General features: G+C 56.0%; 26 protein-coding genes. 18 read left to right on the top strand and 8 right to left on the bottom strand.

Annotated elements, in window-relative coordinates; genetic code table 11:
* Together H8K03_08020 and ychF are read left to right on the top strand one after the other, a co-directional pair.
* A complete protein-coding gene (locus tag H8K03_08020) occupies window positions 1-594 on the top strand; it encodes an aminoacyl-tRNA hydrolase (GenBank protein ID UVT21829.1) in 594 nt (197 codons plus the stop codon).
* Window positions 595-1,686 carry a redox-regulated ATPase YchF gene (ychF, locus tag H8K03_08015; GenBank protein ID UVT21828.1) on the top strand — a complete coding sequence of 364 codons (1,092 nt, stop codon included), beginning with the start codon at window positions 595-597 and terminating at the stop codon, window positions 1,684-1,686.
* 177 nt (window positions 1,687-1,863) lie between these two features.
* Here ychF and H8K03_08010 read toward each other — a convergent pair whose 3' ends face one another.
* The 4 genes from H8K03_08010 to H8K03_07995 form a co-directional block, all read right to left on the bottom strand.
* The gene (locus tag H8K03_08010) at window positions 1,864-2,001 is read right to left on the bottom strand and encodes a hypothetical protein (GenBank protein UVT21827.1); all 138 of its coding nucleotides are present in this window, start codon (window positions 1,999-2,001) and stop codon (window positions 1,864-1,866) included.
* Between the two features lie 75 nt (window positions 2,002-2,076).
* On the bottom strand, window positions 2,077-3,201 hold the full coding sequence (locus tag H8K03_08005; protein ID UVT21826.1) for a Fic family protein: 1,125 nt from the start codon (window positions 3,199-3,201) through the stop codon (window positions 2,077-2,079).
* 83 nt (window positions 3,202-3,284) lie between these two features.
* Window positions 3,285-6,332 (bottom strand): DNA polymerase III subunit alpha, encoded by a 3,048-nt coding sequence (locus tag H8K03_08000; GenBank protein UVT21825.1) that lies wholly within the window; start codon window positions 6,330-6,332, stop codon window positions 3,285-3,287.
* Window positions 6,329-7,510, bottom strand: a complete 1,182-nt coding sequence (locus H8K03_07995) for a hypothetical protein (protein ID UVT21824.1) — start codon at window positions 7,508-7,510, stop codon at window positions 6,329-6,331. Before H8K03_07995 ends, H8K03_08000 begins: the two co-directional genes overlap by 4 nt.
* Window positions 7,511-7,802: 292 nt before the next feature.
* On the opposite strand from H8K03_07995, the gene rpsF reads away from it, so the two are divergent.
* The 13 genes from rpsF (at window position 7,803) to H8K03_07930 (ending at window position 16,740) form a co-directional block, all read left to right on the top strand.
* On the top strand, window positions 7,803-8,150 hold the full coding sequence (gene rpsF / locus H8K03_07990) for a 30S ribosomal protein S6 (GenBank protein UVT21823.1): 348 nt from the start codon (window positions 7,803-7,805) through the stop codon (window positions 8,148-8,150).
* Window positions 8,137-8,535 (top strand): single-stranded DNA-binding protein, encoded by a 399-nt coding sequence (locus H8K03_07985; GenBank protein ID UVT21822.1) that lies wholly within the window; start codon window positions 8,137-8,139, stop codon window positions 8,533-8,535. Before rpsF ends, H8K03_07985 begins: the two co-directional genes overlap by 14 nt.
* Window positions 8,536-8,559: 24 nt before the next feature.
* Window positions 8,560-8,814, top strand: a complete 255-nt coding sequence (locus tag H8K03_07980; protein UVT21821.1) for a 30S ribosomal protein S18 — start codon at window positions 8,560-8,562, stop codon at window positions 8,812-8,814.
* A complete protein-coding gene (locus H8K03_07975; protein UVT21820.1) occupies window positions 8,811-9,470 on the top strand; it encodes a DUF177 domain-containing protein in 660 nt (219 codons plus the stop codon). The genes H8K03_07980 and H8K03_07975 overlap by 4 nt, the downstream gene beginning before the upstream one ends.
* A 35-nt stretch (window positions 9,471-9,505) precedes the next feature.
* Window positions 9,506-9,691 (top strand): 50S ribosomal protein L32, encoded by a 186-nt coding sequence (rpmF, locus tag H8K03_07970; protein UVT21819.1) that lies wholly within the window; start codon window positions 9,506-9,508, stop codon window positions 9,689-9,691.
* Window positions 9,692-9,898: 207 nt separating this feature from the next.
* Complete coding sequence (gene plsX / locus H8K03_07965) at window positions 9,899-10,918, top strand: phosphate acyltransferase PlsX (GenBank protein ID UVT21818.1); 1,020 nt, start codon at window positions 9,899-9,901, stop codon at window positions 10,916-10,918.
* Window positions 10,915-11,889, top strand: a complete 975-nt coding sequence (locus H8K03_07960; protein ID UVT21817.1) for a ketoacyl-ACP synthase III — start codon at window positions 10,915-10,917, stop codon at window positions 11,887-11,889. Before plsX ends, H8K03_07960 begins: the two co-directional genes overlap by 4 nt.
* Window positions 11,890-12,014: 125 nt before the next feature.
* On the top strand, window positions 12,015-12,950 hold the full coding sequence (gene fabD / locus H8K03_07955) for an ACP S-malonyltransferase (GenBank protein UVT21816.1): 936 nt from the start codon (window positions 12,015-12,017) through the stop codon (window positions 12,948-12,950).
* A gap of 78 nt (window positions 12,951-13,028) precedes the next feature.
* Window positions 13,029-13,772 (top strand): 3-oxoacyl-[acyl-carrier-protein] reductase, encoded by a 744-nt coding sequence (gene fabG, locus H8K03_07950; protein UVT22413.1) that lies wholly within the window; start codon window positions 13,029-13,031, stop codon window positions 13,770-13,772.
* An 84-nt stretch (window positions 13,773-13,856) separates the two neighbouring features.
* Window positions 13,857-14,090, top strand: a complete 234-nt coding sequence (acpP, locus tag H8K03_07945; GenBank protein UVT21815.1) for an acyl carrier protein — start codon at window positions 13,857-13,859, stop codon at window positions 14,088-14,090.
* A gap of 2 nt (window positions 14,091-14,092) precedes the next feature.
* On the top strand, window positions 14,093-15,355 hold the full coding sequence (gene fabF, locus H8K03_07940; protein ID UVT21814.1) for a beta-ketoacyl-ACP synthase II: 1,263 nt from the start codon (window positions 14,093-14,095) through the stop codon (window positions 15,353-15,355).
* A 13-nt stretch (window positions 15,356-15,368) separates the two neighbouring features.
* Window positions 15,369-16,076, top strand: coding sequence for a ribonuclease III (rnc, locus tag H8K03_07935; GenBank protein ID UVT21813.1), 708 nt, complete (start codon window positions 15,369-15,371; stop codon window positions 16,074-16,076).
* Between the two features lie 88 nt (window positions 16,077-16,164).
* The gene (locus H8K03_07930) at window positions 16,165-16,740 is read left to right on the top strand and encodes a peptidylprolyl isomerase (GenBank protein UVT22412.1); all 576 of its coding nucleotides are present in this window, start codon (window positions 16,165-16,167) and stop codon (window positions 16,738-16,740) included.
* Window positions 16,741-16,776: 36 nt separating this feature from the next.
* Here the strand turns inward: H8K03_07930 and H8K03_07925 are convergent, their stop codons facing one another.
* Window positions 16,777-17,382 (bottom strand): hypothetical protein, encoded by a 606-nt coding sequence (locus H8K03_07925; GenBank protein ID UVT21812.1) that lies wholly within the window; start codon window positions 17,380-17,382, stop codon window positions 16,777-16,779.
* 92 nt (window positions 17,383-17,474) lie between these two features.
* Window positions 17,475-18,455 carry a hypothetical protein gene (locus H8K03_07920; GenBank protein ID UVT21811.1) on the bottom strand — a complete coding sequence of 327 codons (981 nt, stop codon included), beginning with the start codon at window positions 18,453-18,455 and terminating at the stop codon, window positions 17,475-17,477.
* Between the two features lie 217 nt (window positions 18,456-18,672).
* Here H8K03_07920 and folD point away from each other — a divergent pair, with 217 nt between their 5' ends.
* The 3 genes from folD to panB are packed head-to-tail and all read left to right on the top strand — an operon-like array spanning window position 18,673 to window position 21,219.
* Window positions 18,673-19,533 (top strand): bifunctional methylenetetrahydrofolate dehydrogenase/methenyltetrahydrofolate cyclohydrolase FolD, encoded by an 861-nt coding sequence (gene folD, locus H8K03_07915; GenBank protein UVT21810.1) that lies wholly within the window; start codon window positions 18,673-18,675, stop codon window positions 19,531-19,533.
* 10 nt (window positions 19,534-19,543) lie between these two features.
* Complete coding sequence (locus tag H8K03_07910) at window positions 19,544-20,431, top strand: methylenetetrahydrofolate reductase (GenBank protein UVT21809.1); 888 nt, start codon at window positions 19,544-19,546, stop codon at window positions 20,429-20,431.
* Window positions 20,431-21,219, top strand: coding sequence for a 3-methyl-2-oxobutanoate hydroxymethyltransferase (gene panB, locus H8K03_07905; GenBank protein ID UVT21808.1), 789 nt, complete (start codon window positions 20,431-20,433; stop codon window positions 21,217-21,219). The genes H8K03_07910 and panB overlap by 1 nt, the downstream gene beginning before the upstream one ends.
* A 62-nt stretch (window positions 21,220-21,281) precedes the next feature.
* On the opposite strand, the gene H8K03_07900 is transcribed toward panB, so the two are convergent.
* Both H8K03_07900 and H8K03_07895 read right to left on the bottom strand, forming a co-directional pair.
* Window positions 21,282-21,818, bottom strand: a complete 537-nt coding sequence (locus tag H8K03_07900; protein ID UVT21807.1) for a DUF309 domain-containing protein — start codon at window positions 21,816-21,818, stop codon at window positions 21,282-21,284.
* A 1-nt stretch (window position 21,819) separates the two neighbouring features.
* Window positions 21,820-22,626: a symmetrical bis(5'-nucleosyl)-tetraphosphatase gene (locus tag H8K03_07895; protein ID UVT21806.1), complete on the bottom strand. Its 807-nt coding sequence runs from the start codon at window positions 22,624-22,626 to the stop codon at window positions 21,820-21,822.
* Between the last annotated feature and the right edge of the window lie 63 nt (window positions 22,627-22,689).

The raw sequence follows: 22,689 nt of genomic DNA, 5'->3' as shown, positions 1-22,689 counted from the left end.
TTGCGCCTTCTCGTTGGACTGGGCAACCCCGGCAGAGCCTACGCCCAGACCCGCCACAATGTCGGTATGTGGGTCATCGAACGGGCCGCCGCTCGATGGTCGATCAGGCTCTCACCACGCGGCACAGCCCAGCGAGGCTCCGGGCGACTTGGAAGAGAACTGATCGAGCTTGCCGGCCTGCTCGACTGGATGAATATTTCCGGTCCTCCACTGAAAGGCCTCCTGCGCGAATTCACGCTCACTCCCGGCGATCTCATTGTCGTCCACGATGATTTGGACCTGGAGCCAGGGCGGCTGCGGATTAAACTGGCTGGTGGCAACGGGGGACATAACGGAATTAAGTCCATCATCGAGGCGCTCGGGACTCCGCAATTCGTCAGGATGAAGATCGGGATCGGCCGGCCTGCCCCGGGTCAAGATTCCGCCGACTATGTCTTGGAGCCGGTGTCGAAAGATGAGCTGGTCATATTTGAACCCTGTTTGGAGCGGGCCGTCGATGCGCTGGAATGTCTGATTCATCGAGGACCGGACGTTGCGATGAATCAGTTCAATGTTAGAGAGAAGGCTACGAACGAAGAAGAGGACACGAATTAAATGGGCTTGTGTTGCGGCATGATCGGCTTGCCGAACGTCGGCAAGACCACCGTCTTCAATGCGCTGACCGGCGGCGGCGCCTTAGCGGCCAATTATCCCTTTGCGACGGTAGATCCGAACACCGGTATTGCACTGGTTCCGGACCCTCGCCTCATCAAGCTGACCGAGATCTTCACGTCGAAGAAAACGACCTACAGCACGCTCGAAGTGCGAGACATTGCCGGGCTTGTCGAGGGGGCCAGCAAAGGCGAAGGACTCGGCAATCAATTTCTTGGCCACATCCGCGAAGTGGATGCGTTGCTGCACGTCGTGCGGTGTTTCCAAGGAACCGACGTGGTTCACGTCAGCGGCGGGATCGATCCGCTCCGTGACATCGGGGTGATCGAAACCGAGCTCATGTTATCCGATTTGGAAACGCTTGATCGACGAAAACAAAAGACTGAAAAGAAGGTGCGCGCTGGGGACAAAAAAGCCGCGTTTGAAGTGGAGTTTCTCGCCAAACTGATCGGATTGCTCGATAAAGGTGAATGGTTAGGCAATAGGGAATATGCAGCGGAAGAGCGAGTGATTCTCAACGAATGTCAATTACTCTCCGCCAAACCGGTTCTGTTTATCGCCAATGTCTCCGAGGGGAAGAATGCGGATGAGGCCATGGTGCAGACCGTACGCGAGTTTGCGGCAAAGCGTGGCGCTCGGGTCGTGACGATCTGCGGGCAGCTGGAAGCTGAATTGTCGTCGTTGCCTGAGAGCGAGCGGGCGGACTTTCTGAACGAAATGGGGCTGACCGAATCGGGACTTGTGCGGTTGACACGAGAGGCCTACACTCTGTTGGACTTGGTGACCTTCTTCACGGCCGGGGAGATCGAATCTCGCGCCTGGCCGATTCCGCGAGGCACCAAAGCGCCTCAAGCGGCGGGCAAGATCCACTCCGACATGGAGCGCGGCTTCATCCGCGCCGAAGTCTATCACTACGACGATCTGCTGGCCTGCGGGACGGAAGCGAAGGTGAAGGAAAAGGGACTCTTCCGCCTGGAAGGCAAAGACTACGTTATCAAAGAAGCGGATATCGTCTACTTTAGATTTAACGTCTAGTCGCTCACTCGCGGGTCCTGTTGCTGTTGCATGGTTCACCATGCAACGGTGTTTTCACGAAGGGCAGCGGGTGATTTCCCTTGTCCATCAACGACTCGCGCTTCCTGTCTCTACTGAAATCTTGATGAGGCCGCACATCTTGTAAAACCAACTTGCTTCAGGTTCTTCGTCGTGGGACTACAAGCTGATCTGGTAGCGAGTGCTCCTACCGCCGCCGACAGGCGCGAAGATGCCCTTCTCTGCCAGATCCTGCAAATCGCGTGTCGCAGTCGCTTTCGATGCGCCGGCGAGTGCCAGGTACTTCTTGGCGCTCATCCTTACCTTAGGGCGCGAATGATACGATCAGCCGTCACTGTATTCATGACAAGGTCACACCATCGCAGATTCACATTACGATTTTGCGCGATGCTCTTTGACGATATTCAGCCAGTACCGGGTGTGTTTGAGTTCACCGGTTTTTCGGAGTACGCCCAGTTCTACCAAGCTCTGTAAATCTCTGGTTGCGGTGGCTCTGGAGGTGTTTGTGATTTTGAGGTAGTTCTGGGCACTGAGTCCGCCTTTGAAGCCGTCAAGTCCTTCCCGAAACATGCGTCCCAGTGCTTTGTCCTGCCGTTCATTGAGGTTCCCCCGCAGACGATCATGCAGTCTGGTTTTGGCAATGAGGAAATCGATGAGGCGTTGGGTGTACTGCTGTGCTTCCAGAACGGTTCGTGTGAAATAGATGAGCCAGTCGGTGATGTCTAATGCCCCATTGTTGTCCTCAAGAGCCGTGTAATACGCCTTCCGGTTTCGGCAGATCGTCTGAGACAGCGCGATGAGCGTCGGCCTGCCCAGGTTTTGGGACAAGGCCTTTTCCGACAGCGCTCGCCCAATCCGCCCATTGCCGTCTTCAAACGGATGGATCGATTCGAAGTACAGGTGTGCGATGCCTGCCCGCATCAGTGCAGGAAGCGGCTGCTGCCCATCTGGTGCCGTATCGTTGAACCACGCAAGAAATCCGTTCATCTCCATCGAAACTCGATGCGACGGCGGTGCTTCAAAATGCACCTTGGGAGTTGCGATGGGACCCGACACCACTTGCATCGGACTCTCGGTAGTCCGGTACGCGCCGATAGGGGTCAGGTCCTTCCGCCCACGCATCAGCATCGTATGCCAGTCAAACAATTGCTCATGAGAGAGCGTGGTGCCGGAGTGCCGATAGAGATCGGACATTAGGGCAGCAATGCCTTGTTCAGCGAGAGGGATTTTTCTGTTATCCGTATCCAGTCCGAAATTCCGTCGAATGGACGATTGCACGGAGTCGCGGTTGAGTGTTTCCCCCTCGATCTCCGAAGTGGTGACGGCTTCGTTGCTGATGAGATCAATGGTGAGCTGTGATTGATCCCCCTCCGTGAGATGTTTGATGGCGCCATGAATCATTCCTGCTTCATGGATAAATTGAGTCTCGTGTTGAACCAGGGCCTCCCGGTCGTAGTTGAAGTTCGGCCAGTCTTCTTGCTGCCAATTCCATGTCATGAGTGATAAACCCCTCTCGTATAGCTCATAATAGAGTAATTGCATGAGTTATAGAAGAGGTTTCTATAACTCATGATGCGCGATCAACCGTCAGCGTATTCATACCGGCTCAACCGGTCCTGTATGTCGCCCATTGTCGGCTCCAGGAGTCGGAGATCATGCACGGTCAGTGTCACGACACCGAATGTTTCTTCCACCAGTCCACGGACCACGTATGGCTGGTTTGATGAGAGCAGATGACAGCAACGGCGGTAGACGTCGGGAAACAGTGTGGCATCGTACAGTGCGGTGACGTCTTCGAGGGTCATGAATTCCATGGCATGGCCGTGCTTCGTTTCAGCGGCCTTTTCCGTGATCAACAAGCCGACCATCGTGATGCGCTGGTCGACGAAGCGATGCATCTGGGAGGCCGGCACCGGCCGGAGCTGTTCGATCTGCTTGCGATAAAGGGTCAAAGGATGGCGGCTGGCAAGAAATCCGAACGACTCGATTTCATGCGCCCGCTTTTGAACAGCAGAATAGTCGTCGGGCACCGGCAAGGGGTTTGACGTGGAATCGCTGCCTGCGTACAGGCGCCAGAGCAAGGCCGGTCTTGTCAGCTCGCCGGCGATGGAGTCACAGCAGCCAGCGCGGACCAATATTCTGGCATGCGCCGGCTCCGGCTTCACACGCCCCAGAAAGTCCTGAAACGACCGATAGAAACCATTCTGAGTACGTTCCTCGATAATTCTTTTGCCGAATTCTTGAGGGATGGTCTTGATCTGCATCAGACCCATCCGCAGCCGCTCGCCTTCGCCGCGGTAAGCCCAATCGCTTGCGTTGATGTCCGGTAGAAGGATGGCCAATCCCATGCGCCGAGCCTCCGAGACATACGCAAAGGTCGAATAAAAGCCCCCCTGGTTGCTGATGACGGCGGCAAGGAATTCCGCCGGATAGTGGGTTCGGAGATATGCAGACTTGAACGACACCTGGGCATAGCTGGCCGAATGGGGTTTGCAAAAGCTGTAGCCGGCGAAGCTCATGATCATCTTCCAGATTCTGTCGATTGTCTCCGGTGACGCATGATTGTTTTCTGCTCCGCGGTAAAACTGCCGATAGTAGTCCCGCAGTTGCCGTTGTTTGTGTTTCTTGCTGATGATCTTGCGTAGCTGATCCGCATCTTCGACGGAAAAGTCCGCCAGGGCCATCGCCACCTTCGAGACGTCTTCCTGATAGGTCATGATGCCGTGTGTTTCATCCAAAATTCCCTCCAACTTGTCATGCCAGTATGCGCAGGAACCTTCTTGCGCTCGTCGTATGAAGTCTTCGACGAAGGCATTGGTGGCAGGTCTGACCAGGGACGAAACCATGACCAGATACTCGAATACATCGGCCACCGCACGGCGGTGTGGCGGCATGCCGATCCATAGTTTTCTCAACAAAAGGCGTGTGGCGGGCGATTCTATGTAGAAGCAACCGATCGTATCGCCGCATCGGATCGCTTCCTGCGTGGCGGCATCCTCCAGCGGATCCCAGGTTTCGTAATCGATCGTCCGGCCCGTATGCTTGGCGATGGCCACTAAGGCATCCCGGATCACAGCCAATGACCGATTGCCTAATATATCGATCTTGACGAGCCCGGCGTCCTCCGTCTGATCCTTTTCCCATTGGATGACGGGCAGGCCCTTCGCTGTGATCTCGACGGGCACATAGCGTCGAATGTCGTCCGGCACGATGACGACTCCGCCACAATGCGTAGAGAGATGGCGAAAGTGGTTTTGTGCCTTCAGTGCCTGGGCCAAAATCTCGGGCCACGGTGCTTTCAGTTGTAGGATTTGTGACACTCGATGGAGCCATTGCCGGATGGTCGGTGGAGTGGAAAAGCCAAGGAGATCTTTTTGACGTCCCACGCGTGAAGACACCCTGCCGATTTCGTCGGCCGGCATACCGTACACTTTGGCGACTTCGCGGATTGCGGCTCGGAAGCCCAGACTGTTCTGATTCGCCACCATGGCAGCCTGGCGGTCGCCATACTGCTTGAATATCCACCTCAAAACGTCGTCGCGCTCATCCCATGCAAAGTCGATATCGATGTCCGGCGGATCCTTGCGGCCGGAATTGAGAAACCGTTCAAAGAAGAGGTGATGCTTGATCGGATCGACATGGGTGATGTTGAGACAGTACGAGACGATCGAGGCCGCGACTGAACCACGGCCGCAGGTGGTCCGCTTTGACTCCTGGACGATGTCTTCCACGACCAGAAAATAGTGGGCAAAACGTTTCTCTCGGATGATCGCCAACTCTTTTTCAATCCGATCGCGAATCTCCTGTGAAAGCACACCGTATCGATTATGTGCACCGGCATAGGTCTCCTCTTTGAGCGTCATGAATGCGTCTTCGTCGGACAGCCGGCGAAAGGCCGGGAAGATGGTTTCGCCGAAGCGCCAGTCGTTGTAGCACGCGTCGGCAATGCGGGCGGTGTTTTCCACTGCTTCCGGGACGTGCAGGAACTGAGATGCCATGAGCGTGGGCGGCATCAGCCATTGCGTGGGTCGACAGCAGGCGTCTTCCGGCAACCGTGACAGAGTTGTGTTGAGGGCGATGGCACGCAATAGGCGATGCGTGGCAAAGCCGTCTGCTTGGGAGAAGTACACGCGGTTGGTGGCGACAGGTGGAAGCTCGATATGGCGACTGAAGAGCAGCGTACGGTGCATCGTGCGCCCAGGCGTCACTTCGACATAGAGATCTTGCCGTGATTCTTTGGCCCAAGCCGTGAGCGCCTCTTCGTCATCTGTGAAAAGGATCAGACTATCGCGATAGCGTGAGACAGATCCGAGGAAGTCGAACGAGGGGTTGCAATGCCGCTCCGACAGCACGCGACAGAGATTGGCATAACCGATCGGTGTTTTTGCCAGCAAGACCGCCCGATGATCGGCCGTCGTCAGTTCAGCGCCGAGAATCGGCCGGAGCCGCTGTTGCTTTGCGTGTGCGACAAATCGAATCGCACCGTACAAGCCGTTCGTATCGGTCAACGCCATGGCCGGCGACCCTTGCCGGTGTGCCGAAGCGCAGAGTTCTTCCAGCGATGACACGCCGCGCATCGGTGAATAGTCCGAATGGACATGCAGGTGCACGAACGGGGAAGGCTTCATCGCAACGTTCTCCCCCAGGACAGGGCCCGTTCACCAAACTTCGCGCGAATGTCATCCAGCGCCAGTGACAGCCGGTGGGAGCATGGGAGGACTGTGGGCTTCGGTTCGTCGAAGAGCGAAAGTTGCTCGGCAGGCGATTCCAGCCGACCGACCTGGAGTGTGAGACGGGTGAGGCGTATCCGCCGGTGGAAGCACCGGTAAAAGAGTCGTGTCACGATAGGATGGAGATCGATCTCCCAGTACGTGCCGTGCGGCAAGCGTTCTTGCGCGGTCCGTTCGACATGGTCGCTGTGCCGAACCGTCAGTGCGATATGCCGGCACACACGCCCTTGTTGCCGAAGCGTTGCGCAAAGCTGCTCCAATAGTCCGTACAATCGACCTAACAAGAGTCGGTCGTCTACTTCATCCGGATCGAGACGAATGATACGTTCGATGACCGGCTGCGTGATCGGTGACCGGACCGGTGAGGAATCAATCCCCAGCGCCCAGTCGTGCAACAAACCAGCGGGAGCGCCGATGGCGGCTTGCAGGTGTGTCAATGAGACGGAGGCGATCGCACCAAGGGTGAGGAGATTCAAATCCTCCAGCCGCTGCGAGACTCGTGAGGTTTGGGCGCGATGAAGGCCGGGGAGCAACAGGGTCGGCAACGGAGCCAGGAATGATTGTTCTGAGCCGGAATGGATCGAGAGGAGTTGCGGAGGTTTGGTCAATGTCGTTGCGGCCAATTGCGAAACGAGCTTGTTCCCCGCCAGCCCGATGGTGCTGTACCATCCCTGCTGATGCGCCAACTCTCGACTGATGCGGGTTGCCGTGTCGATAGGAGGTCCGAAGAGGTGGGTTGTGCCGGTGAGGTCCAAGAAGAGCGAACCGGGCCTGATCGATTCCCAGATCGGTGCAACACACGAGACACGATGCTGCAGTTCACGATGCGCGGCTTGTATGAGCGATGAGTCCGGAGAGACCACTCGCAAGCCGGGACAGATCCGCTGCGCCAAGTCTACGGCCATACCCGGCTGAATGCCTTCACGAAACGCTTCTGCGGAAATCTCGCGGATCAACGCGCGCGGTGTATGGATCGGCGCCATGGCCACCGGTCTGTTTCGGAGAGAAGCGTCGCCCGCCCGGGCGAGTACGATTCCAAAGGAAGGGATGTGAAGGCAGACAATGTGTCGATCCATCGCGAATCAAACGGATCTAATAAGTAACCAATGGTTACAATCAGAAGACCTTCCTGTCAATGCGGGGAAACTTCCTACGGGCCTTTGGAATCTGGGCATTCAACCATGAGCCTCATCCACTCAGAGAGTGCGGTGACAAGAGCTCCATGGGTTCGATCGATGGTGCGGTCTCACCGGATTCATTGACAGCGTAAGAAATCCTGTGCTACCGTCCACCGTTCTTTTCGCCGAATAGGCGCCCTACACCTCGCTCCCGACCGGTTCGGGGGCCTTTGCCCAGGAGGATCGCTGCATGGAGCTCTACGAGTCTCTGTTTATTATTCGTCCGTCCGTCTCCGATGAGGAGACGAAAACGCTCATCGACAAGATGAAAAATGTCGCCGACAAAACCGGCGCCCAATTCATCAAAGCCGAAAATTTAGGGAAGAAAAAGCTCGCCTACGAAGTGCGTCGCGAACGGAAGGGCACCTACGCCTATTTCTATTTTAAGGCCCCGAACAACACCGTCGGCGAACTCGAACGAGCCTATCGATTGGAAGACAACATCATTAAGTTTTTGACGGTCCATCACGAAAAACCGTTGGTGGAACGGCGTCCGGTGGAAGCTTCAGCACAGGAGTCCGACGGTGGCCGGATTTAACAAAGTCATTCTGATGGGAAACCTCACCAGGAATCCTGAGCTTCGGTACACTCCGAGCGGGACACCGGTGGCGAGTTTTGGCCTCGCGGTAAGCCGCCGGTTTAAACAGGCCGAAGATTTGAAAGAAGAGGTCTGCTTTGTGGACATTGTCGTGTTCGGCCGGCAGGCGGAACATTGCGGACAGTATCTGAGCAAAGGGAATGGGGCGATCGTCGAAGGCCGGTTGCAGCAGCGCCGATGGGAAACTGAAGATGGCCAAAAGCGCAGTAAGCACGAAGTGGTCGCGCAGACGGTGACGTTCATGCCGAAGCGCCAAGATGGCGGCCCAAGTGCCGAACCTCCGATGCACGACGAGCCCGGCTATGACATAGGCGAGGAAGGTTAACGGCAGGAGCATGAGGAGGCAGTAATGGATCGAAGCGAAAACGAGCGTGGCGGGGGTGGGGGCCGGTTATTTCAGCGCAGGCGTCCTTGCCGATTCTGTTTGGAGAAGGCGCCGATCGATTTTAAGGACGCCGGGCTCCTGCGGAATTTTTTGACAGAACGGGGACGGATCGTTCCGCGCCGCATTTCAGGGAATTGCATGCGTCATCAGCGTGAACTGACGGTGGCCGTCAAGCGGGCTCGGCATATCGCGATTATCAGCTTCGCCGAAGAGCGATGACATACGTGACAGGCGATTTCGATGCACCGGGGTGGGGCAGCGGCACGCTGCTGAGGATGACCATGGATGTATTGACACCGAAAATCGCGGATATCACGGCCGAAGGTCTTTCGTTGTCGGGCGACCTGACGGGTGAAGAGCTCGAACTGACGGATGCGGATGTGTCCATTCGTGGAACCCTGGCGGTGGGACTGGATCTTCGCGCGATCGAGCGCACCATCTATGTGACCGGTGTGGTCGAAGGGACGGCGGTCCGCCAATGCGTGCGCTGTCTCAAAGATTTTGAAGACCCGATGGCGTTTTCTTTACGAGTGGCCTACGAACGGGAAGCCAAGGCGACGCCCGTCACCCCCAAACGAGATGATGTGCGGAAGAAAAAAATGGCGGCACAGGTCGAAGTTGACACAGAAGAGCAGAACGACGACCTCTATTACTTTACGGGCGATCATCTGGAGCTGGCGCCGATGCTGCGTGAACAATTGATTCTCGCCGCTCCGATGCATCCCCTGTGTTCCGAGGACTGCCTCGGACTGTGTCCTCGTTGCGGAAAAGATTTGAATGAAGGCCCGTGTGGTTGCGTCGAGGCGCCGACGGGAGGTCCGTTTCACGTGTTGCGCGAGATGAAGGAAAAACTGCAAGAGCCCGGTGATCGCTGAGCGGCGATCGTGATGGAGCGGAAGAAGGAGCCACCATGCCCAATCCCAAACATAAACATTCGAGGGCGAGACGCGACAAGCGTCGCACCCAAAAACTGCGTATGACCCCGCCGGGGATGGCTGTCTGTCCCCAGTGCCATGAGCTGAAGCTGCCGCATTACACCTGTTTGAACTGTGGAACCTATAAAGGCAAGGCAGTCATTCAGGTCGAAGAAGCGTGAACGGAATGTCGAAGGTTTGCCGACGTGCCAAAGCCCCGAGTGTTGAAGAGGGCACAGGACGTCCATCGCAATCAGGATGTCGCCAACGTGATGCGTCTTCTTGCATAAGTATTCGGGCAATCGGTCCATCGCGCCTGACGTGAGCCCAGGGGGGCGACGCGTGTTCAGCCTGTCTGTCCAACGCCATCTGTGAGTACACTGTCTCGCATGAAGATCGCGCTTGACGCCGCGGGCGGCGATCATGGCCCCGCGCCGTGCATCGAGGGTGCTTTTCAAGCTGTCAGGGAATTGGATGTCGAGGTCGTCCTTGTCGGCGACGAGACGACTCTCAAACAGGAATGTGCGCGTCTGGCTTGTCTCGACTCCCGCCTGTCTATCCGGCATGCTTCCCAAGTCGTCGAAATGCATGAGTCGCCTGCCGCAGTGGCTCGGAAGAAACGAGACTCGTCGATCTGGATCGCGACGGAATTGGTCAAGAACGGCCATGCTGATGCGGTCGTGAGCCCAGGGAACACGGGGGCGAGCATGGTGGCGGCATTCTTCGTATTAGGACTTGCGAAAGGGGTTGAGCGGCCTGCGATCGCCACCAGCTTGCCGACGCTGAGCGGGGAAGCGATCATGCTCGATGTGGGGGCCAACGTCGACTGCACTGCCAAGCATCTTGAGCAATTCGCCTTGATGGGAAACGAATATGCCAAGCATCTGCTCGGTAAGCCGAATCCCCGTATCGGTCTTCTGAGCATCGGTGAAGAAGACAGTAAGGGCAACGAAGTCACCAAAGAGGCGTTTAAGCTGCTCAAAGGGAGTTCGATGAATTTTGTGGGGAATGTGGAGGGACGGGATGTGTACAGTGGAATCGCCGATATCGTCGTCTGCGACGGGTTTATCGGCAACGTGGCGTTGAAGATTTCCGAGGGCGTTGCCGAGATGATCAAGAGGCTGCTGCTCAAGGAAATTTCCGGCCACTTCCTGGGCCGATTGGCCTATCCCTTGATTTCCGGCCCTCTGACGAATCTGAAGCGAAAAATCGACTATGCCGAATTCGGCGGCGCCCCACTGCTGGGGGTCAATGGGATTACGATGATCTGCCATGGACGATCGTCGGCTAAGGCCATCAAAAATGCGATTCGACGGGCAAAAGGCATGGCTGAGGGCCGTGTGCGAGAGCTGATTCAACGGAATATCGACGAGAGCCGTTCCCGTCCACCGGTGGAATTGGGAACATGAAAGCCTATGTTGCGGGAACCGGCTCCTATGCGCCTGCCCGGGTGCTGACGAATGCGGATCTTGAACGCATGGTGGCCACGTCCGATGAATGGATTCGAGAACGGACGGGCATCCGTGAGCGGCATATTGCAGCGACCGGGGAAGCCTGTTCGGATTTGGCGGTTCAGGCCGGGAAACGGGCACTGACTGCGGCTGGTCTGCCAGCGACCGACCTCGACATGATTTTGGTCGCCACCTGTACGGGTGATTACCCGCTCCCGGCAACGGCCTGTCTCGTCCAGCATCAGCTCGGTGCGACCAAAGCTGCGGCCTGTGATCTGTCGGCCGCCTGTTGCGGATTTGTCTACGCGCTCTCGGTGGCGGATGCATACGTCAGGAACGGGATGCGTCATGTCCTGGTGATCGGTTCAGAAGTCATGTCCGCCATCACCGATTGGAGCGACCGTAACACATGTGTGCTGTTTGGGGATGGGGCCGGTGCGGTAGTCGTCAGCGCCAGTGATGGGGAAAGGGGGATCTTGTCCACTCACCTTCGCTCAGACGGCGCCCTCTGTGAGTTGATCATGGTACCGGGAGGAGGTTCTCGTACTCCCCCTTCCGAAAAAGTGATCGCGGAACGCCAGCAGTACATCAAAATGAAAGGGAACGAGACCTTCAAAGTCGCGGTGCGCACCTTGGAAGACATCGCTCGCACGACCCTTTCTGCCAATCATCTCCGCGTGGAGGATCTTGACCTCTATGTACCACACCAGGCCAACGTACGAATTCTGAGGGCGGTCATTGAGCGCCTCGGCCTTCCGATCGAAAAAGTGCTCCTGAATCTCGATCGGTATGGGAATACCTCCGCCGCATCCATTCCAATTGCCCTGGATGAAGCGGTCCGCGAAGGGCGTATCAAGAATGGCTCGCTGGTGATGCTTGGTGCGTTCGGGGCAGGATTGACATGGGCTTCTGCGATGATCCGATGGTAAGGGCGTATCCGTTGGTGATCCGGCACGACTCGTAGAGCAGACTCGCGCTGATTGCGGAGAATGGCGGCTTGTGGAAACTTTTTCCCGTTGACTTTGCGGGGGATTTCTAAGATATCTAACCCCCCATGACTCAAGGAATCGGGCTTGTTTTTCCAGGACAGGGTTCTCAGTCAGTGGGGATGGGTAAGGCGCTCTATGACGCACATCCCTCTTTGAAGTCCGTCTACGATGAGGCGACCTCGGTTTTGAGTTATGATGTCGGGGCGTTATGCTTTACGGGACCGGCTGAGCGGCTCAATCTGACGGAATTCACCCAACCGGCCTTGCTGGTCAGCAGCATGGCGGCGTTGAGGCTGTTGGAGCCGGTCGGAATCAAGCCGGTCGCGGTGGCGGGACATAGTTTGGGTGAGTATTCGGCGTTGGTTGCGGCCGGTGGCCTCTCATTCCGGGATGCGGTTGGCCTGGTTCAGAAGCGGGGGCGCTACATGTCGGAAGCCGTGGCTCCGGGAACCGGTCTTGTCGCGGCCCTGTTGGGCCTCGCCGCCGGCGTGGTTAAGGATGTGTGCCGTACGGCGTCGTCTGTCGGGGTTGTCGCCGCGGCGAATTTCAACTCGCCGGGGCAAGTGGTCATTGCCGGTGAAAAGGCGGCGGTGGAAAGAGCGATCGAATTGGCCAAAGCACAAGGCTGTAAAAAGGCTATCCCTCTGCCGGTGAGTGTGCCCGTTCATACTCCATTGATGCAGCAAGCAGCTGATCGATTGGCCAAGGACTTGGCTGCGGTTCATTGGTCTGATCTCAACGCCCCTCTGGTGAACAATGCGGAGGCGAAAGCGATCAGACTGGCAAGCGAAATCCAGGCGTCGTTGGTTCGCCAGCTGCCCTCTTCCGTGCTGTGGGAGGAGACCGTGCATACTATGGGAAAGATGGGGGTCACGACGTTTGTGGAAGTAGGGCCAGGTACCGTGTTGACCGGCTTGATCAAGCGGATTCTGCCGGACGCCAAATTGTTGAATGTGAATGATCCAAAGTCACTGGATGCGACGCTCCAGGCAGTGAGCTAGCGCACAATCGGCTTCACATGAAACACCAGATGACGAACGCTCTGTCGGCTTGTTAAGGTACCGCCGGAAAGGTCTGTGATGTTGCTACAAGGGAAAGCCGCTATTGTCACTGGCGCTGCCCAAGGAATCGGTCGGGCCATTGCCGAATGCCTTGCCCAAGCGGGGGCGGACATCGCCGTGGCCGACCTCGACCCAGGTCGTTCGTTGGAAACGGTCGGCTTGGTCGAAAAACTAGGGCGAAAGGCATTGAACCTGAAAGTCAACGTGGCCGATGCCAATGACACCAAAGGGATGGTCGAACAAGTCTTGAAGGCCTGGGGGAAAGTTGACATCCTCGTCAACAATGCGGGGATCACTCGCGATGGATTGTTGTTGCGGATGAAGGAGGAAGATTGGAATCTGGTGCTTCAGATCAATCTGAACGGCACCTTTAATTGCACGAAAGCGGTCTTGCAGCCGATGACCAAGCAGCGGTACGGGCGTATCGTTAACATCGCCTCGATCGTTGGAGTGATAGGGAACGCGGGGCAGGCGAATTATTCGGCTTCAAAGGCGGCCGTCATCGGGTTCACAAAAACCGTTGGTCGGGAATATGCCAGCCGTAACGTGACGGTGAATGCGGTGGCGCCTGGTTTCATCGATACGGCGATGACTCATGGACTACCGACCGATGTGAAAGACACGTTGCTGAAACAAATCCCGTTGGGGCGGCTGGGTACCCCTGCGGATGTTGCCGCGGCTGTCCGATTTCTTGTGTCCGAAGACGCGGCCTACATTACGGGTCATGTCTTGCACGTGAACGGCGGGATGTTGATGGTATAAAAGCGTCGAATTTCTTGGACGTACAGCCGTCACAGATCCCCATGTGGCGGTGCAGAGTGAGTCATACTGGGGAAGGAGGTAGCGATGGCAACAGTTGAAGAGCGCGTGAAGAAGATTATTGCTGAACAGCTCGGTGTGGAGGAAGACGAGGTGACACCGGAGGCCTCCTTCGTTGAAGACCTTGGGGCGGATTCGCTCGATACCGTCGAGCTTGTGATGGCACTCGAAGAGGAATTCTCGATCGAAATTCCCGATGAGGATGCGGAGAAGATTCTGACCGTTGGGAAGGCATTGGACTACATTAAGGAAAAGTCATAGGCATGTCTCAAGGAACGTCTGATCCGGTCACACGGCGTGTGGTGGTCACCGGTTTAGGACTGGTCACTCCATTGGGCACGGGTGTCGACAAGACCTGGAAAGCGCTCTGTGCCGGCGAGTCGGGGATCGGTCGAATCACCAAGTTTGATCCGACGGGATATGACGCTCAGATTGCCGGTGAGGTCAAAGATTTTGACCCTGCTCGGTTCATCGAGAAAAAAGAGATCAAGAAGATGGATGCGTTCATCCACTATGCGGTGGGCGCTGCCCAGCTGGCTGTGGATGATGCCGGCCTCAAGGTGACGCCGGAGGAGGCCACAAAGGTCGGGGTCTACATTGGCTCTGGGATCGGCGGGCTTGGGTCGATTGAGCATTATCATGAGGTGCTCAAAGGCAAGGGACCTGGGCGAGTCTCACCGTTTTTCATTCCAATGACGATCATCAACCTCGCTTCCGGGCAAGTGGCAATTCGGATCGGAGCCAAGGGGCCCAACTCTTGCGCGGTGACGGCATGTGCCACGGGCAACCATTGCATCGGGGATGCCTATCGCCTGATTCAACGGGGTGATGCCGATGTCATGGTGGCCGGGGGCGCCGAAGCGGCCGTGACTCCGTTGGGTGTGGCAGGATTTGCAGCGGCCAAGGCCTTGTCGTTCCGGAATGATGAACCAACCAAAGCGAGCCGTCCATTCGACAAGGACCGGGATGGATTCGTGTTGGGTGAGGGTGCGGGCGTGGTGGTGATCGAGGAACTGAATCATGCCCTTCGACGGGGGGTCAGAATTTACGGCGAAATTATCGGGTATGGGATGAACAGCGACGCGTATCACATTACGGCGCCGCCTGAAGAGGGTGAGGGAGCCGTCCGCTGCATGGAATTGGCGCTCAAAGATGCCGGAATCAGACGCGATCAGATCGGGTATATCAACGCGCATGGCACATCGACGATGGCCGATGCCATTGAGACGCGAGCGATAAAACAGGTGTTTGGTGAACAAGCCTTTCGCATTCCGGTCAGCTCGACCAAATCTATGACCGGTCATTTGCTGGGAGCAGCGGGTGGGATTGAAGCCGTCTTCAGTATTCTGGCACTTTTCCACGGGGTGCTCCCGCCCACGATTAATCTCGACAACCCGGATCCCGCCTGTGATTTGGACTATGTCCCCAATAAAGCACGGCCGACTGCCATTCAGATGGCATTGTCCAACTCGTTCGGATTCGGCGGAGTGAATGCGTGTTTGATCTTCAAGAGACTGGACGCCTAATACCCACGCCACGATGACACCGGCTTCTTCAGCCGATTCTCCTCCTGCCTTCTTAAAATATCGGTTCACGAACTCGACCTTCTTGACGGAAGCTCTGACACACAAATCGTACGTGAATGAACGACGAGACACGGACCGAAAACATAATGAACGGCTGGAGTTCCTGGGGGATGCCGTATTGTCGCTCATTGTCAGCGATTATCTTGCCAGCCGATATCCTGAGTTGAGCGAGGGCGCTCTCTCAAAACTCAAAGCGAAGCTCGTGAGTGAGAGCCCGCTGGCGAATGCCGCCAGGCGTCTGGATCTTGGAGCCTACCTGAAGCTCGGTCGAGGAGAAGAACTTTCGAACGGGCGGGACAAAGCCTCGCTCCTGGCTGATGCATTGGAGGCCGTCATCGCCGCGGTCTATCTTGACGGAGGGTTTGAGGCCAGTCGCGATTTCACCATCGATGTGCTGAATGATGAGCTGTGCCGTATCGAGCTTTTGCAAACGAAGCCCGGAGGAGATGACTACAAGACTCGCTTCCAGGAGTGGTGCCAGAAACGATATGAAGTGTTGCCTCGGTATGTGATTGTGCGAGAAACTGGGCCCGATCATCACAAGTTCTTTGAAGTCGAAGTACACGTGAATGACAACGTCTTTGGCATTGGCCAAGGACACAGCAAGAAGGAAGCAGAGCAGGAGGCGGCGCAACGAGCACTGGAGCAAGTTGAGCGTTGACGCGCGACACGTGGTAGGATGAGACATTACTGTCATGTAAAGGTTGTGGAGGTTGGTAATGCTGAAGCGCACAGGATGGCGAATGTGTATGGGACTGTTGGTGGGAATTGCACTGTCAGTCTCGGGCATTGGGTCGGTTATCGCCGCGGATACGGCGACCACACCAAAAGCTGAAACCCCGAAAGGGCCTCGGGGGATCATCAAAACGAAATACGGCGATATCGAAATCAAGTTCCATTCGGACGTTGCACCAAAACATGTGGAGAATTTTATTAAGCTGGCGAAGTCCGGCTTTTACAACGGGACCATTTTTCACCGCGTCATTCCCGGTTTCATGATTCAAGGCGGTGACCCGAATACGAAGGATACGCTCAAGAAGGATACCTATGGCCAGGGTGGTCCCGGCTATACTGTTAAGGCGGAGTTCAGCGATATCCCACATAAGCGCGGCGTGGTTTCTATGGCCAGGGCAGCCGAGCCGGATACGGCCGGCTCTCAGTTTTTTGTCGTGGTAGAGGACTCGCGGTTCTTGGATCGCAAGTACTCCGTGTTTGGCGAAGTGACCAAGGGAATCGGTGTGGCCGATAAGATCGTCAATGTTGCGCGCGACGAGCGGGATAATCCCAAAGAGCGTGTAGAAATGACCGTCACGATTGTGGAGTAACTTTAGGGCGAGTTGCCTTAGATTTGGACCGGAAGATCAATGACTATGATGCCGGCAGTCGGGACCATGGGTATGTTCCTCGGGGGCGGGCGGTGGTAGGAACGATTGCCCCGGCAGAAGGATATGCCCCGATTCATGCTGCTTCTTGAGGTGCGCCGCGATTTCAGGATGCTGCATCTTCACATAACCGATCAGTCCTCCAAGAAACCGGCTTGACTGGAAATCATTCTCTGAAAATGCAGACACAAACTGGACGGTGCGATCCAGGATTGTTAGGGCGTCGGACGAGTCGGCAATCTGGTCCGGGTGCTGTTTGTGGAAAGTTTCGTACTCTTTTTTGAGGCGCTCGGCAAAAACCGGTGCGGGGGCAGCCGGAATGTGAAGCGGGCTGAGTGTTCGGCGGAGCGTCTGCAGTGCCGCGATGACCTCGACATCCTGCCCATCTCTTCGTCCTTCAAAATAGCCGAACGTGACGACCTCAATCAGGTTGAAGAGCGCGACGGCTTTGTATCCTCCCAATTGTTCCAACTCTTGATAGAAGTCTCGACGAACGGACACGAATTGTGCTCCGAGCCGTCTCTGCTGGTAATCACTCCCGCTGTCAAGATAGGCACAGTCGTGGGGACATGAAATTCGTGTCATGCGATGCTCGCCACAGCACTGGCTGCAGATCAATCCTCCCAGGGCCGGACATGCCCGCTTCCCCTTCCGATTGTGGCAATAGACGCATGAGCTCATTTTTTGATCTCTTCCGGCGCGGGCTTAGGGGGCGGAGGAATGAACCCATAGTCGGCCAGAGTGCGTTTATCGCCCTTGGGCCTGGCCGATGACGGGGCTTCCAGTCCGTTCATCTCGGCCGCATGCACGTAGTGATAGGGAACCAATATGAGGTTATTTTCTCGGTCGATGCTGATATCAGCCGGGGCGGGGAGGTATTCGGCAATGACTTGAAATCGATGGTCTCTGGTCATGCGCCAAATCTTGCCTTTCGTGAAATCCGACACATACATATTGCCCCATTGATCGAAATCGACTCCACTCAGGTTCTGGAAACGGCTCGTAAAAAACCCATTCGACTCCAGTTCAGTCAACTGTCCATCAGGAGTGATCTCGAGAATTTTCCCTTTGTCCCAACTCACGGCAATGAGGTGATTGGTCTTCGGATGGATCGCGATTCCTGCGGGGCCAGCAAGTCGGTCGTCGTGAATCAGCAGATCCACTCGATAATTGTCCGAGGGGTTGATGCGGTAAATGGAATTGGCCGTTTGGTCCGAGGCGTATAAGAGGCCGGTCGGTGAAGCCGCAACGTCGGTCAGAGATACCTGCGTCTGGGATCGGGAGGAAAACGAGACCGAGGTGACAAGTTTCCCGGTTGTCTTGTCGAAGCCTTTCAATTGGTCAAGGTCCGCGACATAGAGAATCGATCCTACTATGGCCATTCCCTTTGGAGCATGCAGAAGTTCCGTCACGCCGCCTTGTATGAACTTGAGGTGGATGATCTTCCCCTCGGAATTCAACTTTGTGATGAAGCCGTTGTTGTCTCGGGCCTCCGGCTCCCCATTGATGTTGGATATGAAATACTCTTTCGCCGTGGGGTCGCCGACGAAGCTATTGGGGGACTCCAAGCCTGTAATCTGGGCTGCCTCGCCCGGTAACGTAAGGCTAAGAGTGAGTGCCCAAGGGAGGAAAAAACGGTAGTAGGAATACAAGGGCAACGAGCGGATATCCCTGATTAGATCTGGGTTATCGTATCGAAGGAGTGAAGAGACTGTCAAGGAAAGAGGGAGGAAGGTTATTGGCTGGAGGAAACATCCCCTATTCCTGACCACTCGTGCGGATCTCCAACCGTTCAATCAGCGTTGACTTGCATAAAATTCACCTGCTAAGTTGCAACGATTTTACCGGCTAAATAGCTACAGGGGAGGGGGGACTGTGACCGCACGATTGATTGATGGAAAAGCGCTCGCGCAGCAGGTTCGTGATCGTCTGGCGGAGGCATCCGCGGAGTTGTTCGCCAAGAAATCGATTAAACCGGGTCTGGCAACCATTTTGGTCGGTGACGATCCTGCCTCGCATGTCTATGTTCGTAATAAGCAAAAGGCCTGTGAATTAGCGGGGATTCATGTCGACGACCACAAGCTCCCGGCCAGCACGATGCAGGCTGAGCTCTTGGCGCTGATCGACAAAAAGAATGCCGACCCTAAAATCCATGGAATCCTGGTTCAACTCCCGCTTCCCAAGCATATCGACAGCAAGGTCATTCTGGAAGCCGTCTCGCCGCTCAAGGATGCAGATGGCTTTCATCCGTACAACTTCGGCCGGCTTGTGGAAGGGCATCCCGTATTCGAGGCGTGTACCCCTAAAGGCGTCATCAAGATGATTGAATCGGCCGGCGTGACGATTGAGGGGAAGCGGGCGGTTGTACTGGGACGAAGCAATATTGTCGGAAAGCCGTTGGCGTTGATGCTGCTCCAGAGGAATGCGACGGTGACGATTTGCCATTCGAAAACGAAAGACCTTCCTGCGGTTTGCCGTGAGGCAGATTTACTGTTGGTCGCGATCGGAAAGGCGAAGTTCGTAACGGCCGACATGGTGCGCGAGGGAGCGGTCGTCATCGACGTGGGTATGAACAAAACTCCTGAGGGTAGGTTGTGCGGCGATGTCGACTTCGAAGCTGTGAGCCAGAAAGCCGGTTGGATCAGCCCTGTTCCGGGTGGAGTTGGCCCGATGACCATCGCGATGCTGCTCGAAAATACAGTGGAGTCCGCCAGGAGAGCAGCAGGAATGATATGAGGGGCTATCCATGAGCCGAGAGCCGCAGCGCTTAATCGATATTCTCAACCGAGGCACGTTCGCCGTCACGGTTGAATACAATCCTCCCAAGGGCACGAACATCTCGTCCGTGCTGGAGAACGCCAAGCAGTTAGTAGGGCGTGTCCACGGAGTGAACGTCACCGACAATACGGCGGCCGTGGTTCGTGCCGGCTCGCTGCCGGTTTGCCGCCTCCTGTATGAACTAGGGCATGATCCCGTGATGCAGTTGACCTGTCGTGATCGCAACCGAATTGCGATGCAGTCGGATTTGATGGGTGGGCATATGCTCGGGATTCGAAATATTCTGTGCCTCACCGGCGATTACCCGACCGTCGGTGATCACAAGGAAGCCAAACCGGTCTACGATCTTGATTCGGTTCAAGTGATGCAGCTTGTGCAGGGATTGAACAATGGGCACGACATGACCGGCCATAAACTGGACGGCTCGACAGCGTTTACCATCGGCGCGGCTGTGACTCCGGAAGCTGATCCGCTGGGACCTATGCTTGCTAAGTTTGAAGTGAAGGTGAAGGCGGGTGCCCAATTCTTTCAGACCCAGGCGGTGTACCATCCGGAGCAGTTCGGGAGCTTTATGAAGGCGATCCGGCCATTCAAAGTGAAGGTCCTGGCCGGTATTCTTGTGTTGCGCAATCACAAGATGGCTGAGTTCATGAACGCCAACATTCCGGGCATCTCAGTGCCAAGCGAGATGATCGAAGAACTCAAGGCCGCCGGAGAGAGAGCCGAGGATGTCGGGGTCGACATCGCCGTACGGACGATCAAGGCGGTGCGGCCACACTGCGACGGTGTCCATATCATGGCGATCAAAGCGACACATCGGTTGGGAGAAATCATCACCAAGGCCGAATTGGACTGATGACCATCCTCGATTTCCAGCAGTACAAACGAGAGAAAAAGAAGATGGTCGTCGTGACGGCCTACGATGCGCTCTTCGCTCGCATTGTGGAGCAAGCGGGGATTCGCGCGATCCTGGTGGGAGATTCGCTGGGCGTCGTTGTGCAAGGAAAACCCAATACGCTCACGGTCACGATGGAGGACATGCTGTACCATACGAAACTGGTAGCCGGTGCCGCACAGCAGTGTCTGGTGATCAGCGATATGCCGTTTATGTCCTACCAGGTGAGCACGGAAGAGGCTGTGCGCAATGCGGGCCGGTTACTGCAAGCCGGGGCCGCCGCCGTGAAGCTGGAGGGAGGCGCCGCGGTAGCGGATCGAGTCAAGGCGATCGTGAGCATTGGGATTCCTGTCATGGGCCATTTAGGCATGACCCCGCAATCGGTCCATGCGCTTGGTGGCTACAAGGTCCAAGGTAAAGTCGAAGATCAAGCCTCCAGACTATTGGAAGATGCTCAAGCGCTCGAGGCGGCCGGGGCATTCGCTCTCGTGTTGGAAGCGGTGCCTGTCGGGTTGGCCAAGAAAATTACCCAAGCCCTTTCGATAGCCACCATCGGGATTGGCGCGGGTCCACACTGTGACGGCCAGGTTCTCGTGCTCTACGATCTGCTTGGTCTCTTTGATGCCTTCACCCCGAGATTCGTCAAAACCTACGCTCACCTTAAAGCGGATGCCCTTCAAGCGCTGAATCGTTACAAGGAAGAAGTCGAGCAGGGAAAATTCCCCAACGACTCCGAGAGCTACCACTAAATCGGCATCGTTTCTCGACTCGACGTGCATGTGGGCAAGCGGCCTCGTTCCCGCTGAGTCAGTTATCCCGGCTTTTGCGAGGAGTCGTAGGTGAGAAGTGTGAAGAGAACAGGTCGGAATTCTGAGCCTTCCCAGGTTGTCGTTTTGTACCCTTCGGTAAAAGCAGTCACATCGATGCCCATGTAGGGAGAAGAGACCTTTTGTAACCGGTCTAACCCGTTGCGGGCAAGTTTCCGTGCAGCGTTCTCGTTGCCTAGAAACCATTTCAAGTTTGATGCGGCAAACTGGATGAGAGCTTGAAAAAAGTTTCCTTGCTCACTGTTGTGTCCGGCCGCGTGCCACAGTCCCTCAAAAATCTCATGACATTCCCACCAATAGGCAAAATTATAGAGGTCGATCCCGTACAAGTAATTCTCTGAAGTTTGCCATTCATCTGCGGCGAACCGGGTTGGTTTTGGCTCCCGCTTACCATATGAATGTCCGCTTGGATCACGGCGTGGGTGTGGTGTCAGGCCAGGCACAAAACGGTACGAAGGAAATGGCTGTGTGGAGTAACGCGGCCAGTTCGGATTGGGCGGCGTCGGCTCATTCACCATCATCTCACACGCTGTTACAGGGCACCTGAAAGACCGTCCGGTCTTCCAACCGTAACGCTGTCAGCTGTCGTCCCCACACGCAGCCACTGTCGATGGCTAAAAGATGTTCTTCGCAGTGGAGTCCTAACGCAGCCCAGTGTCCACAGACGATGGTCGTGTCGCCATGGGATCGGTCTTCAATTTTGAACCAGGGGACATATCCGACGGGGATTCGTTCGGGGGGGCCACTGTAAGTAGATTCCATCCGACCATCGGGAGAGCAAGCCCGAAGTCTTGTGAAGACTTTCAAGATGGTTGCGAGTCGAGTGAAACCGGTCAAGGTTGAGGACCATTGTAAGTGTTTGCTGGGATAGAGAGCTTGGAGAATGTCCCGGTAAAACGGGCCCCGCAAGCCGGTTTCAACCTCATGGGCCAGCTGTTGAGCTTCTTCGATCGACCATTGAGGCAGTAAGCCTGCGTGGACAAGGGCGAAAGGATCTTCGCGATAGAAGAGCCGTTGTTGGCGGACCCATGCGAGAAGCTCATCACGATCCGGCGCTTCAAGGACGGCCTGGAGGGTGTCTTCTGGGCGGACTGCGACAACGTTCTCCGCAACGGCAAGGAGGAACAGGTCATGGTTGCCCAGCACGACAACGGCCCTCTCCTTCAGATCCTTGAGATAGCGGAGGACATGAAGCGAATCCGGACCGCGGTTCACCAAATCACCGACGAACCAGAGCCGGTCGACAGTCGGGTCGAACTGAATATGCTCAATAAGCCGTTGTAAGGCATCATGGCATCCCTGCACATCGCCGATCGCATAGGTGGCCATGGATGAAGGATCATTCTCCTTTCGCGTTCAACTTGTCGTGACAACACTGAGGCGAAACTGTGA

Origin of the sequence: Nitrospira sp., assembly GCA_024760545.1 — a bacterium.
Taxonomy (GTDB): domain Bacteria; phylum Nitrospirota; class Nitrospiria; order Nitrospirales; family Nitrospiraceae; genus Nitrospira_D.
The sequence above is the reverse complement of the archived record's forward strand: the minus strand, read 5'-3'. Positions and strand labels throughout refer to the sequence as shown.